At 73.4% G+C, this 13,625-nt stretch carries 12 protein-coding genes; 8 read left to right on the forward strand and 4 right to left on the reverse strand.

Annotation, left to right across the window (positions count from 1 at the left end):
• Positions 1 to 478: 478 nt before the first annotated feature.
• Together ACH4D5_RS15655 and ACH4D5_RS15660 are read left to right on the forward strand one after the other, a co-directional pair.
• Entirely contained in the window at positions 479 to 1,219 is a 741-nt protein-coding gene (locus tag ACH4D5_RS15655) for an ABC transporter ATP-binding protein (protein WP_398302411.1), read from the forward strand.
• Complete coding sequence (locus ACH4D5_RS15660) at positions 1,219 to 3,372, forward strand: FtsX-like permease family protein (protein WP_398302640.1); 2,154 nt, start codon at positions 1,219 to 1,221, stop codon at positions 3,370 to 3,372. The genes ACH4D5_RS15655 and ACH4D5_RS15660 overlap by 1 nt, the downstream gene beginning before the upstream one ends.
• 37 nt (positions 3,373 to 3,409) lie before the next feature.
• Here ACH4D5_RS15660 and ACH4D5_RS15665 read toward each other — a convergent pair whose 3' ends face one another.
• Positions 3,410 to 4,252: a nitrilase-related carbon-nitrogen hydrolase gene (locus tag ACH4D5_RS15665; RefSeq protein ID WP_398302413.1), complete on the reverse strand. Its 843-nt coding sequence runs from the start codon at positions 4,250 to 4,252 to the stop codon at positions 3,410 to 3,412.
• A 464-nt stretch (positions 4,253 to 4,716) separates the two neighbouring features.
• Here ACH4D5_RS15665 and ACH4D5_RS15670 point away from each other — a divergent pair, with 464 nt between their 5' ends.
• Positions 4,717 to 5,931, forward strand: coding sequence for a DUF2786 domain-containing protein (locus ACH4D5_RS15670; protein ID WP_398302415.1), 1,215 nt, complete (start codon positions 4,717 to 4,719; stop codon positions 5,929 to 5,931).
• A gap of 93 nt (positions 5,932 to 6,024) precedes the next feature.
• The gene (locus ACH4D5_RS15675; protein WP_398302417.1) at positions 6,025 to 6,498 is read left to right on the forward strand and encodes a hypothetical protein; all 474 of its coding nucleotides are present in this window, start codon (positions 6,025 to 6,027) and stop codon (positions 6,496 to 6,498) included.
• Positions 6,499 to 6,539: 41 nt separating this feature from the next.
• On the opposite strand, the gene ACH4D5_RS15680 is transcribed toward ACH4D5_RS15675, so the two are convergent.
• From ACH4D5_RS15680 to ACH4D5_RS15690, 3 genes are all read right to left on the reverse strand, one after another.
• Positions 6,540 to 7,034, reverse strand: coding sequence for a hypothetical protein (locus ACH4D5_RS15680; protein WP_398302419.1), 495 nt, complete (start codon positions 7,032 to 7,034; stop codon positions 6,540 to 6,542).
• 74 nt (positions 7,035 to 7,108) lie between these two features.
• Positions 7,109 to 8,668, reverse strand: a complete 1,560-nt coding sequence (locus tag ACH4D5_RS15685) for an ATP-binding protein (RefSeq protein ID WP_398302642.1) — start codon at positions 8,666 to 8,668, stop codon at positions 7,109 to 7,111.
• A 191-nt stretch (positions 8,669 to 8,859) separates the two neighbouring features.
• Entirely contained in the window at positions 8,860 to 9,561 is a 702-nt protein-coding gene (locus ACH4D5_RS15690) for a response regulator transcription factor (RefSeq protein ID WP_398302420.1), read from the reverse strand.
• A gap of 154 nt (positions 9,562 to 9,715) precedes the next feature.
• On the opposite strand from ACH4D5_RS15690, the gene ACH4D5_RS15695 reads away from it, so the two are divergent.
• The 4 genes from ACH4D5_RS15695 to ACH4D5_RS15710 are packed head-to-tail and all read left to right on the forward strand — an operon-like array spanning position 9,716 to position 13,581.
• Positions 9,716 to 10,438: a hypothetical protein gene (locus ACH4D5_RS15695; RefSeq protein WP_398302422.1), complete on the forward strand. Its 723-nt coding sequence runs from the start codon at positions 9,716 to 9,718 to the stop codon at positions 10,436 to 10,438.
• A gap of 44 nt (positions 10,439 to 10,482) precedes the next feature.
• The gene (locus tag ACH4D5_RS15700; RefSeq protein WP_398302424.1) at positions 10,483 to 11,556 is read left to right on the forward strand and encodes an efflux RND transporter periplasmic adaptor subunit; all 1,074 of its coding nucleotides are present in this window, start codon (positions 10,483 to 10,485) and stop codon (positions 11,554 to 11,556) included.
• Complete coding sequence (locus ACH4D5_RS15705; RefSeq protein ID WP_398302426.1) at positions 11,553 to 12,413, forward strand: ABC transporter ATP-binding protein; 861 nt, start codon at positions 11,553 to 11,555, stop codon at positions 12,411 to 12,413. Before ACH4D5_RS15700 ends, ACH4D5_RS15705 begins: the two co-directional genes overlap by 4 nt.
• 1 nt (position 12,414) lies before the next feature.
• Complete coding sequence (locus ACH4D5_RS15710; protein ID WP_398302428.1) at positions 12,415 to 13,581, forward strand: ABC transporter permease; 1,167 nt, start codon at positions 12,415 to 12,417, stop codon at positions 13,579 to 13,581.
• Positions 13,582 to 13,625 lie beyond the last annotated feature (44 nt).

The following is a 13,625-nucleotide window of genomic DNA, read 5'->3' on the forward strand; positions in this document are numbered from 1 at the left end:
CTCCGTTCGCACATACCCCCACGTCCCCTCGGGCGCGCGTGCGCCTGCGCCCCGGTGGGGGTTCCTCGGGCGTACCTCGTCCTCGGCTTTGCTCCCTTGCGCGGCATCTGCGCGGCGGGGCGATCCCCACCCACCTGCCCTGCTCCCGCAGGGCGCCGTGGGGCGATCCCCCACTCACCCGCCCTTACTCCCGCTGGACGGCGCAGGGCAGCCCCCACCCGCCCGTCCCCACCCGCCCTAGGGCGTCGCGGGGAACACCCGCCCACCCGCCCCTACTCCCGCGGGACGTCGCGGGGCAAACGGGTGGGTGGGTGGGAAGCATCCGCCGCGGAGCGGCGGGCTCGGTGCTCCTACCCCCGCTGGACGGCGCAGGACAGGCCATACCCCCCCGCCCCCCCCGGAGGGTATGGCCTGCCCTACCCCCGGGACGCCCTCCAGGGGGCGTGTTCCGGGGAGGGCGCGCCGGTTGGGTGGAGGCATGAGTGAAACCGTTGTGCGCCTCGCCGGAGTCCGCCGACTCCACGGCGAAGTAACCGCCCTCGACGGCGTCGACCTCGACGTCCGCACCGGCACCTTCGTCGCCGTGATGGGCCCCTCCGGCTCCGGCAAGTCCACGCTGCTGCAGTGCGCCGCCGGACTCGACCGCCCGACGTCCGGGCTTGTCGAGGTGGGCGGGACCGTGCTGACGGGACTGAGCGAGCGCCGGCTGACGCTGCTGCGCCGGCAGCGGATCGGCTTCGTCTTCCAGGCCTACAACCTGCTGCCCGCCCTGAGCGCCGCCCAGAACGTCGCGCTCCCGCTGCGCCTCGCGGGCCGCAGGGTCTCGCGTACGGAGATCCGTGACGCGCTCGGGCGCGTGGGCCTCGCCGACCGTGCCGGGCACCGGCCCGGTGAGCTGTCGGGCGGGCAGCAGCAGCGGGTGGCGCTCGCGCGGGCGCTGGTCACCCGGCCCGCGGTGCTCTTCGGCGACGAGCCGACGGGAGCGCTCGACACGGGCACGAGTCGTCAAGTGCTCGCGCTGTTGCGCGGGTTGGTGGACGAGGAGGGGCAGACCGTCGTGATGGTCACCCACGACCCGGTGGCGGCCTCGTACGCGGACCGGGTGGTGTTCCTCGTCGACGGGCGGGTGGCGAGCGAGCTGCGGGCGCCGGACGCCGGTGAGGTGGCGGCGGCGATGGCGGGCCTCGAAGCGGTCGCAATGGCGGAGGTGCGCGCGTGATGATCTTCCTCGCCTCGCTCCGGGCCCGGTGGAGCAGCCTCGTGGGAGCCTTCGTGGCCGTCGCCCTGGGCGTCGGGCTCACCGCCGCCATGGCGCTGGGGCTGGCCGCGAGCCTTTCGGCGCCCGAGCGGGCCCCGGAGCGGTTCGCCGGGTGGCCCGTCGTCGTCATGGGGCAGGACACACTGACGGTTCCGGTTCGGCGCGGCCCGGACGTCACCCACGTAACGAAGCCGCTCGTTCATCCACAGCCTGTGGATATCGAACTGCTGCGCGAGCTTCGGCGGCTCGGGCCCGTACGGTTCGACGGGGACAAACGGGACGCCGTCGGCGTCGACGCCCCCGCCCCTGCCGTACGCGAGGTCGTCGGCGGACGGGCCCGCGTCCTCACCGGCGACGATCGCCGTCACGCGGACCCCGGCACCGCGCGGGACGCCGAGGCGCTGGTGGCCGTCAACTCCTTCCTCGGCACGGCGGGTGGCGTGGCCGCCTTCGTGTCGGTGTTCGTCACGGCGTCGACGTTCGCCTTCGTGGTCGCGCTGCGGCGGCGGGAGTTCGGGCTGCTGCGGATGGCGGGAGCCACGCCGGGGCAGGTGCGCAGACAACTCCTGGGCGAGGCCCTCGCGGTGGGCGTGTTGGCGTCCGCCGCCGGGTGCGCGCTCGGGGCGTGGGGCGCGCGGCCGCAGGCCGAGGCGCTGGTGCGGGCGGGGATCGCGCCGGACTGGTTCGCGGTGGGAGGCGAGGAGATCGGCTGGTTCTCCTGGCCCCTCCAACTCGCGTTCTGGACGGGCCTGTTCGTTTCCTTCTCCGGGTCCTGGGCCGCGTCGCGGCGGGCCGGGCGCGTCGGCCCGGTCGAGGCGCTGCGCGACGCGTCCGTGGACAGCGGTGTCATGCCGTGGAGCCGGCGCATCGTGGGGGCGCTGCTGCTCGCCTGCGGGCTCGGGCTGCTCGTACGGACCCTGGGCACGGACCCGTCCGCGCTCCTGAAGCGCAAGACGTACACGACCCAGCCGATGATCCTGATCACCGCGGCCGCCGCGCTCGCGCCCCTTCTCGTACGTCCCGTCGTCCGCGTCTTCCGGCTGCCCGGCGCCGTCGGACTCCTCGTCCGCGAGAACTCCACCGCCGCCGTGCGCCGCACCGCCGCCATCGCAGCACCGGTCCTGGTCAGCGTCGCCCTCGCGGGCAGCCTGCTCGGCTCGGCGCAGACCGTGAGCGCGGCGAAGGCGACGGAGGCGGAGCGGCGGACGTCGGCCCACCTGGTGGCCACCGGGGATTCGTTGAGGCCGATCCGCCCTCAGGACGTACCAGGCGCCTCCGCCGTCTCCCCCTCCGCCGCCACCGGCGTGTTCGTACGCGAGGAAGGCAGCGCCCTCGTCCGGACGGACGCGCGCGCGGTGGGCGACCCGGCGGCGCTGGCGGCGACCTCGCGGCTGCCGGTGATCGCCGGTGACGTACGCGATTTGGACGACCGCTCGATCGTCGTCAACGAGGAGTGGGAGAAGCACCGGGTCGGCGACCGCGTCGCCGTGTGGCTCGGCGACGGACGGCCCGCGCGGCTGCGGATCGTGGCGGTCCTCGCACGCGGGACCGGGGACAACGGCGCGTACGTCACCAGGGCGAACGCGCCGTCCGCCCCGGTCGACCGGATCGACGTCCGGCTGGCGGCGGGCGCGGACCGCAGCGCCGCGGCCACCGCGCTGCGGGCCCGCAGCGGGGGTGAGGTGCGCACGGCCGAGGAGTGGCTGGCCGCGACGCACCCGCGGACCAAGGCCCAGACGCGCCTCGGCCTCCTCATGCTCCTCGGCATCTCCCTCGTCTACACGGGCATCTCGCTGGCGAGCACCCTGCTGATGGCCACCTCCGTGCGCCGCGCGGAACTGCGCTCGCTGCGCCTCGCGGGCGCCACGCACGGCCAGGTGCGGCTGGTCGTCGCCGGAGAGGCGCTGGTGGCCGTGGCGGCGGGCACGCTCCTCGGCCTGGCCGTCACCGCGGTCAACCTGACCGGCCTGTCCGCCAGCCTCGCCCTCCTCTCCGTGCCGGCGGGAGTGGCGGTGCCGTGGGGCGAGCTCGGGGTGAGCGTGGGGGTGTGCGCGGTGGTGGCGGTGTCGGCGGCGGTGATGGGTGCGCGGAGAAGACCCGGAGGATCACCCTGAACACATCCCGGAGCAGCCCACGGGCTCCGGCAGCTCCTCAGCTGTCGCCGCCCTCGTCGATGAGGCGCCGCACCTCGCGGTCGACCAGGCCGAGCCGCGCCTCGGCGACGAGCGGCACGGCGCGGCGCTGCCGGCGCGCCTCGTGCACGTCGATGTCGACGGTCACCAGCCCCGGCTCCCACTTCGGCGCCTGCGCGACGACCGTGCCGCGCGGGTCGACGACGCGTGAACCGCCCCAGAACGAGGCGCCGTTCTCATTGCCGACCCGGTTCACGAAGACGACCCAGCACTGCAGCATGCGGGCGGTGTACGACAGCAGCGTGTCCCAGTACAGGCCGGTGTCCATGGCCTCCGGGTCCAGGCTGGCCGCGCTGTTCGTCGGTACGAAGATGACCTCGGCGCCGTCCTGCACGGCGAGCCAGGGGAGCGCGGGCTGCCACGCGTCGTTGCAGATGAGGGTGGCGGCGCGGCCCTGCCCGTGCGGCAGGTCGTACGCGCGCAGGTGCTGGCCCGGACTCACGTGCTTGCGCTCCTCCCACGCCAGGTAGTTCGGGAGGTACAGCTTCCGGTGTACGTGCAGGAGCCGGCCCTCCGAGACGTACGCCGCCGTGTTGTACGCGCGGAGGCTCGTGTGCTCGTGGAGGCCGACCAGGACGTCGGGGCCGCCGGGTTCCGTCAGGCCGAGCAGCCCCGGGTCGTCCGTCGTGATCGACGTGTCCCTCTTGAGCCCGCCCAGGTGATAGCCGTGCAGGCTCAGCTCGGGGAAGACGACGAGGTCGGCGCCCTGGGCCGCGGCCTGGGCCGCCTGGTCCCGCGCGGTCTCCAGGTTCTGCTCGACCTCACCCAGCGCGCAGTCCGTCTGTGCCAGCGCGACTCGCATGCGCCGAGCCTTCCAGCCCCGCCCGCCTCCCGCACCCGGGAGCCCCCCGGACGGGCCCCCGGGCCCGCGGCGCCCCCGGTCCACCCGCGCCGCCCCGCCGACCCACAACCACCAAGCCCGCCGCTCCGCGGCGGATGTTTCCCACCCACCCACCCGTTTGCCCCGCGCCGTCATGCGGGAGTAGGGGCAAGGCCCCCCACCGGGCCGCAGGCGCGCACGCGCCCGAGGGGACGTGGGGGTATGTGCGAACGGAGCACCGAGCACACTCTGGCGCCTTTGGACTTGAGGCGCGGCGCAGGGATGGCGAGTACGCACATACCCCCGCGGCCCCGCCCCACGGGCGGACAGAAGGCGCAAACCCCCACAAGGCGAACGACGCCACAACCCGCCCGCCCCACAGACGGGCAGAAGGCGCAAACCCGCACAAGGCGCCCCCGCCAGAACCCGCCCCATACCCTTGCCCCATGGACTCGGTGATCGACAGGGCGTTCGCGGCGGCGCTGTACGGCGACGGTGACGAAGGCCTGGACGCCGGGGCGTCACTCCTCGCGGCCGCCCCCGAGGCGGACGCCGACCTGCGCCGCCGCGGCGAGGAGTACCTGCACCGCGCCTGGCAGCGAGGCTGGCAGCCCGCCGACATCATCCGCCTCGTCCGCCGCGACCTGGACGACCCCCACGTACGCCTGACCGCCACCCTGATCCGCGCCGAGACCAGCCGATACGCCCACCTGCCGCCCCGCTGGGCAGCCCAGCTGGCGGACCTCGGGCCGGCCGACGCGGACGGGCCCGCCCAGGACCGTTTCACCCGGGCCACCACCCACCTCCAGCTCTACCGCCTCCTCCTCCGCCTCCCCCCACTCGAACCGGCAGGACCACCACCCGGTGACACCCTCCCCGGCCCGGTCCAGGGCGAGCCCCGCACACTCACCCGTATCCGCGCCCTGCTCGCCAAGGCCGAGGCGACCGGCTTCCCGGAGGAGGCCGAGGCGCTGACCGCCAAGGCGCAGGAGCTGATGGCCCGGCACTCGCTCGACGAGGCGCTGCTCGCGGCCCGTACGCACGCGAAGGACGCCCCTGGCGCGTGCCGCGTCGGCGTGGACGCCCCGTACGAGACGGCGAAGGCGATCCTGCTCGACGCCGTCGCCGCCGCGAACCACTGCAAGGCGGTGTGGAACGAGGCGTACGGCTTCTCGACCGTGGTCGGCTTCGAGCCCGACCTGGAGTCGGTCGAGCTCCTCTACACCTCCCTGCTGGTGCAGGGCACCACGGCGATGACCAAGGCGGAGGCCGGTCAGCGTGCGGCGGGCCGCAAGCGCACGAAGACGTTCCGGCAGGCCTTCCTGATGGCGTACGCGCACCGCATAGGCGGCCGCCTGGCCGCGGCGGGCGAACACGCGGTGACGGAAGCGGCACGGGAGGCCGCCGGACCCACCGGCTCGGGCGGGGGCGCGGAAACCGACCCGGCCGCCCTGCTCCCCGTACTGGCCGCACGCGACGTCGCCGTCACCGAACACACCGAGCGGATGTTCCCCGAGACGACCACGACGCGGGTGCGGGGCGTGACGGACGCCGAGGGCTGGAACCACGGAACGGCGGCAGCGGACCGCGCCCATGTCGCGCACCGTGGCCGCAGCCACGGTCAGGGCCAGGGCAGGGGCCAGGGCCCGGCGCTGCCGTGAGCGGACGCCGAGCAACACCCCCACACAACACGGCAGTTCGCCCTACCCTGGACACCACTCCGCACTGACTGTTCGGAACCTCGGGGGCACCGGATGGATCCGTATCTGCTCACTCTGGCCGGCACCGCCGGCACGTCAGTCGTCACCCTCCTGGTGACGGACGGCTGGCAGCAGGCCAAGGACGGCGTGGTGGCGTTCTGGCGCCGCTTCCAGCCCGAGGCGGCCGACGACGTGGAGCGGGAACTCGAAGCGTCGCGCCGCACGGCGCTGGACGCGACGGAAAACGCCACCACCCCCGCCACGGGCCGCCTGGAGGGCCACTGGTGCGCCAGGGCGGTCACGCTGCTGAGCGAACACCCGGAGGCGGCCCCCGAGTTGGAGGCCCTGATCGACCGCCTCGCGCGCGGAGCCGACGGTCAGGAAGTCACCGGCGGCATCCACATGGAGGCTCACGCAGAGGGCAACGGCCGCGTCTACCAAGCGGGACGCGACCAGCACATCACCGAGCACGCCGAGCACGCCGAACGCACCGGATACATCGAGCGCGCCGAGCACACCGAACGCTGACGCCCCGAGGCGAGCGGCGACCCCGCCACCCAGCCCCCCACCTACTTCAAAAAGTCCGAGCAGACATACGGCCCCAACGCGGCCCCCTCCGCCGGATGCACGGACACCCGCACATCGTCAGGCCGCGTCCGCCCCCGCTTGTCGAGGACGGCCCGCGCCCGCGCCAGGCTGCACACCAGCTGCCCGGTGAGATTGCGGTCGCCGACGGAGGTCGGGTCGAGAGTGGCGGCGGGCACCCGGACCGAGAGCCGGTCGCCGTCGCCGGTGACCTCGAACGACCCGCTGTCGACCAACGAGGTCAGCCCCGACCGCTGCTCCGCCTCCGTGGGGCCGGACATCAACAGCTTGATGACGGCGGCCGGTTCACGGATGGGCGTGGTCCGTGTCACCCCTTCGAGCCGTCCCGTCTCGGAGACGAAGTAGATCCGCAGCCCCTTCGTGAGCCCGCCCGCCGCCTCGCCCGCGTCCACCACACCGGTGGGCCGCACCCCGCACCCCGTGAGGGTGAGCGCGACCACGACCACGGCCACCGCCATGACCGCGACCGACGAGGCTCCCTTCACCCCCCTGGCAGCACGTCCACACCCCCACACGACATCGCGTACGAGACTCACCGCGCGCCACCCTCTTCACCCCGCCGCCACGGCAGCCGCAGCGTGAACACCGCCCCGCCGTCCGGCCTGTTGGCCACGTCGATCGTCCCTCCGTGCAGCCGTGCGTTCTCCAGTGCGATGGCCGTGCCGAGCCCGCTGCCTTCCGAACGCGTCCGCGCGCTGTCGGCCTTGTAGAAGCGGTCGAAGACGTGGGGGAGGACCTCGGGGGCGATGCCCGGCCCGCGGTCGGCGACCTCGACCGTCACCCAGTCGCCCGCGGCGCGCAGGGTGAGGGTCACCGGCTCGGCACCGTGCCGCAGGGCGTTGCCGACGAGGTTGGCGACGACGACATCGAGGCGCCGCGGATCGGCGACGACCCGCACCCCACCCGGGAGCCCGTCCCGTCCCCCTTCCCCCACTTCCACACCCACCTCCACCCCCGCCTCCGCCGCCATCTCCATCTCCACCTCCACTTCGACCCGGACCCGCGTCGTCCAGCCCCGCAGCGCCAGCGTGTTCCGCACGGTCTCGGCGAGGTCGAGCTCGCCGAGGTTTAGACGCGCGGCGCCCGAGTCGAAGCGGGACATCTCCATCAGGTCGTCGACGAGCCGCGCGAGGCGCGCCGTCTCCGCGCTGACCGTGCGTGCGGCGCGCGCCGCGTCCGGCGGCAGCTGTCCGGCGTCCTCGTCGAGGACGGTGGCGACCATCGTCATCGCGGCGAGCGGCGTACGCAGCTCGTGCGAGACGTCGGCCACGAACCGCCGCGCCTTCGCCTCCTGCTCGCGCAGCTCGGCGACGGATGTTTCGAGGGCCGCCGCGGTTCGGTTGAAGTCCCGGGCCAGGTCGGCGAGTTCGTCGCGCCCCTTCGGCACCACGACCCGCGACGTGAGGTCACCGGCCGCGTGCCGGCGCGTGGCCCGCCCCAGCTCCCGTACGGGCCGCAGCACCGTACGGGCGGCGAGCAGCGCGAGCACGACGGTGAGCAGCAGGACGGGCACCAGGCCGTCCCGCACGGCGGCGAGTATGGCCTCCGTGTCGTCCTGCTCGGCGCGCAGCGAGCTGACGGCGAAGACGTCGAGCCCGGACGGCGACCCGGAGTCGAAGGTGACGGGCGTGCCCACGACCAGGTAGGGGCTGCCGTCCCGGTCGACACGCTGGAGGCTCATCCGGTTCCGGGTGCGTACGGCGTCGCGCAGGGAGGCGGAGATCAGCGACCGGTCGGCGGACGCCTCGGCGGAGGCGTCGGAGGATGCCGTCAGGGACCGGTACTCGGCGACGACCACGGTGTCCCCGAGCCCGTCGGCGACCCCGGCCGCGAATCGCGTGAGGGACACCTCGTCGGGCGGCATGGCGAGGTCGGCGGACGCCTGGTCGACGCGGTTCTTGAAGTCGGTGCGCACCGCGTCCTGCTTGCGGTCCAGGACGGCGTTGCGGGACTCGCCGTAGGCGAGCCCGGTGGCGGTGACCGCGCTGACGAGCGCGACGAGCACGAAGGCGACGACGAGGCGCGTGCGCAGCCCGCCCCACACCTTCCACCGCGTCCGTTCCCGCGGTGCATCGCGGCGGCCGGCCCCCATCCCGCGCCGCACTTCCCGCACCTCCCGAACCTCTTGCACTTCCCGAACCTCTTGCACCCCCCGGGCCTCCCGAACCTCTTGCACCTCCCGAGCCTCTTGCGCCTCCCGAACCCTCCGCACCTCCCGCACCTCCCGCCCCGCCCCACCCTCCACCGCGGCCACCCCGCGCCGGCCCCGTGCTCCCCGGCCCCTCACACCGGCCCGAACCGGTACCCGAACCCCCGCACCGTCTGCACGAACACCGGCTTGGCGGGCACGTCCTCGATCTTGGCCCGCAGCCGCCCGACCGCCGCGTCCACGAGCCGCGAGTCCCCGAGGAAGTCGTGCTCCCAGACCGACCGCAGCAGCTGCTCGCGGCTGAACACCTGCCCCGGCGACGCGGAGAGCTCCAGCAGGACCCGCAGCTCGGTCGGCGGCAGGGCGATGGGTGTGCCGCACTTGGTGACGGTGAGCCCGGCGCGGTCGATGACGAGACCGGCGTACGTGTCCTCGCCGGGCCGCCGCCGCACCGGTTCGGCCCGCCGCAGCGCCGCCCGGATGCGGGCCTCGAGGACCGGCGCGGTCACGGGTTTGACCACGTAGTCGTCGGCGCCCGCCTCCAGGCCGCGCACGATGTCGCTGTCGTCGCCGCGCGCGGTGAGCATGACGACGGGGATCGTCGACCCGGTGGCACGGATCCTCCGGCAGACCTCGAAGCCGTCCATGCCGGGCAGCATCAGGTCGAGAACGGCGAGTTCGACGTCGTGCCCGGCGGGCCTCGCGAGGAGGGCGAGGGCGTCCTCACCGGTGGCGGCGGTGTCGACGGCGTACCCGTGGCGCCGCAGCACGAGCTCCATGCCGTCGCGCACGGACGCGTCGTCCTCGATCAGCAGCACGTGGGGTACTCGGGCCATGCGGACGATTATGGGCGAGGGTTTGCCCAGTTCAGGGGCTGTCGGGGCAGTGACTCCGGCTCCGCAGGGCATTGTTACGTGCTCATCATGTGGCGTTACGCGTTCATCATGCGGTCGTGGAACGACCACCATGTGGCGGCGGCAGATTGCCGCCATGAGCATCCACACCACACCCGGAGCGACCGCCCGGCGCCGCCTCGCCGGCCTCCTCGCCCTGCCCGTCCTGGTGATCACGGCGGCCTGCGGGGCCGACGGGGACGGCGACGCCGGGGCGAAGGACGCGGGCGTAGCCTCCGCCCCTGAGGCGGCCGACGGCAACAGCAAGGGCGCAGCCAGGGACACGGGAAAACAGGGATCTGAGGGGTCCGACGGGTCCGACGGGTCCGACGGGTCCGAGGGATCCGATGGATCCAAGGGAACCGGCGCGAACAAGGCCAGAAGCGCCTTCTACGACGCCCAGCTGAAGTACGTCCAGTGCATGCGCGGCAAGGCCGGCGTCAAGGACTTCCCCGATCCGAAGCTGAGCGGCTACCTCGACTGGGCGAAGATCGACGAGGTCGTCGACCCGAAGGGGAACGGCGAGGAGTACAAGGGCGGCAAGGACGGCGTCTGCGTCCCCGAACTGAGGGCCGCCATGAACCTGGAGCCCGAGCGCGACGCACAGAAGGACTACGAGTCGATGCTCGCGCACGCCAAGTGCATGCGGGAGAACGGCCTGTCGAAGTTCACCAACCCCACGATGTCGGGCGGCAACGTCATGCCCGGCGGCGAGCCGAACCCGACGGATCCGACGATGGACCGCGACTCGCCCGCGTACAAGGAAGCCCGCGAGGCCTGCAAGGGAAAGCTGCTCGAGGGCCTGGACGGCATGCAGTGACGAGACGCCGCCGTACGAGGCTTCTGACAGGCAGGAGCGGAGCCGTGTCGGCCGCCGCAGTGGTCACGGCCATCACGGCCATCACGACAGGCGTCCTCGTCCTCTCCGGCCCGGGAGACGACACGGGCGCCGCGAGCGGCGAGGGCGAGCTGCCCCCGGCCACCGCCACCGTCACCCGCACCGATCTCGTGAAGTCCGAGACCGTCGACGGGAAGATCGACTTCGCGGGGCGCCGAGCGGTGAAGTCGCCCGTCGACGGCACGGTCACGGTCGCCGCGCGGGAGGGGGCCACCGTGACGCGCGGACAGGCCCTCTATGAGCGGGACGACAAGCCGGTGACGCTCCTGTACGGCCCGGTGCCCGCCTTCCGCGAGATGAGGGCGGGGAGCCGCGGCAGTGACGTGCTCCAGCTGGAACGCAACCTCGTCGCCCTCGGCTATGGCGCGGACCTCTACGTGGACCCGCGCTTCGACCGGGCGACCGAGGCGGCCGTCGAACGGTGGCAGAAGTCCCTCAACCGCACGCCGACGGGCCGGGTCGGCAAAGGGGACGTGGTCTTCCAGCCCGAGCAGGTCAAGGTCGTCTCGGCGGACGCGGCACTCGCCGATTCCGTCGGACCGGACCAGGCGGTCCTCACCGTCGCCTCGACGAAGCCCGTCGTCCGGGCCGAACTCGACCAGTCCGACGCGTCGCTGACCGCGCGCGGCACGAAGGTCGAGGTCACCCTGCCCAGCGGCAGGACGGAACCGGGCCGGGTCACCGGCACGGTGCGGCCGGAGGACCCGGCGGCGTCCGAAGGCGGCGGCTCCGGACCCGCAGGCGACGGCATCACGGTCGAAGTGACCCTGGACGGCGGCAGGTCGGCGGCGTCGGGCGAGGACACCAGGGCCACGGCGAGCGTGAAGTTCGTCAGCGAGTCCCGCGAGAACGTCCTCACGGTCCCCGTCGAGGCGGTCGTCGCCCTGCGCGGTGAGAACGGCGGCTACGGCCTCCAGACGGTCCGGGGCCGTACGTCGCGCATGGTGCGGGTCAGGACGGGCATGACGGCCGACGGCAGAATCGAGGTGAGCGCCCCCGGACTGGAGGAGGGCACGAAGGTAGGCGTGGCAGCCCCATGAAACCCACACCCACACCCACGCCCGCCGCCACCTCCACCCCGTCACCCACCTGCACCCCGTCGCCCACCCCCGCCCCCATCCCAACCCCCGCCCCCGAACCCGTCATCGAACTACGCGACGTCACCAAGTCGTACGCCGGCGGCGTGCACGCCCTGCGCGGCGTCTCCCTCACCGTCCGCGCCGGGGAGCTCCTCGCGATCGTCGGTCCTTCGGGCTCAGGCAAGTCGACGATGCTGAACGTCATCGGCACGCTCGACAAGCCCACCTCGGGCACGGTCCGCGTCGCGGGCCACGACGTGAGCGCACTCGGCGACGCCCGCCTGTCGGCCCTCCGCGCCCGCCACATCGGCTTCGTCTTCCAGCACTTCCACCTCGCGGCCGGCCGTGACGCGGTCGACAACGTCGCGGACGGACTGCTGTACGCCGGCGTGCGCAGCAAGGAGCGCCGCGCCCGTGCCCGCACCGCCCTGGAACGCGTCCGCCTTGGCCACCGCCTGGACCACCGGCCCAGCGAGCTCTCCGGCGGCGAGAAGCAGCGCGTGGCGATCGCCCGTGCGCTCGTGGGCGACCCGTCCCTCCTCCTCGCGGATGAGCCGACGGGAGCCCTGGACACGGCGTCGGGTCAGGTCGTCATGGAACTGCTCCGCGAGCTCAACGAGACGGGCACGACGATCTGCGTGATCACCCATGACGAGGAGATAGCCGACTCCCTGCCCCGCAGAGTCCGCTTCCGGGACGGCACCATCACGTCCGACTCCGACTCCGGCTCCGTATCTGCATCCGTATCCGACGTATCCGTATCCGAGGTATCCGTATCCGAGGTATCCGTATCCGACTCCGTACCCGGGGGGAGTTGAGATGCTCCTGACCGACATCCTCAGAGTCGGCGCCGTCGGCCTGCGCACCCGCCGCGCTCGGGTCGTTCTCTCCGCGCTGGGCATCGCGATCGGCATCGCCACGATGGTCGCGGTCGTCGGCCTCTCCCAGTCCAGCAAGTCGGACCTGATGGCGAAGCTCGACCGGCTCGGTACGAACCTCCTCACCGCGGAGGCGGGCAAGGACGCCATGGGCAACGACGTGCCGCTCCCCAAGTCGGCGGTGGCGATGGTGGAACGCATCGGTCCGGTCCAGCACGCCACGGCGACCGGCGACGTCGATGCCCGGATCCGCCGTAGCGACGTCGTCCCCGAGGAGCAGACGGCGGGCGTGACGGCACAGGCCGCCCGCCCGGACCTCCTGGAGGCCCTCAACGCCCAGGTGCGGGAGGGCAGATGGCTGGACGAGGTGAGCGAGAAGCTCCCCGTCACCGTCCTCGGCTCGGTGGCGGCGGGCCGGCTCGGCGTCACGTCCCCCGGCGAGAAGATCATGATGGGCGACGAGTACGTGGTCGTCATCGGCGTCCTGGCACCCGTGGAGCTGGTCCCGAACCTGGACCGCGTGGCGATGGTCGGCTTTCCCGCGGCCGAGAAGTACTTCCGCTTCGACGGCCACCCGTCCATGGTCTTCGAGCGTTCGCCCGATCACACGGTCGAGGACGTACGAGAGGTACTCGCCCGCACGGTCAGCCCGGGCGACGAGGGCTCGGTGAAGGTCTCCCGGCCGTCCGACGCGCTGGCCGCGAAGGCGGCGACGGACGAGGGCCTGACGACGCTCATGCTGGGCCTCGGCGCGGTGGCGCTCCTGGTCGGCGGGGTCGGAGTCGCCAACACGATGGTGATCTCGGTCCTGGAACGCCGCGCGGAGATCGGCCTGCGCCGCGCGCTGGGCGCCACGAAGGGTGCGATACGTCTCCAGTTCCTGGCGGAGTCCCTGCTCCTTTCGGCGCTGGGCGGGGCGACAGGGGCGCTCCTGGGCGCGACGGCGACGTACGCCTTCGCCCTGAGCCAGCACTGGACCCCGGTCGTCCCGCCCTGGTCCCTGACGGCAGGCTTCACCGCCACCCTGCTCATCGGCATGGCGGCAGGCCTCTACCCCGCCGTCCGGGCAGCCCGCCTGGACCCGACGGCAGCACTGAACGCGACGTGACCGTGCTGCTCCCGGCCCCCTCGCCCCATCTCCGTCCAATATGC

Origin of the sequence: Streptomyces sp. NPDC018029 (assembly GCF_044327655.1) — a bacterium.
Taxonomy (GTDB): domain Bacteria; phylum Actinomycetota; class Actinomycetes; order Streptomycetales; family Streptomycetaceae; genus Streptomyces.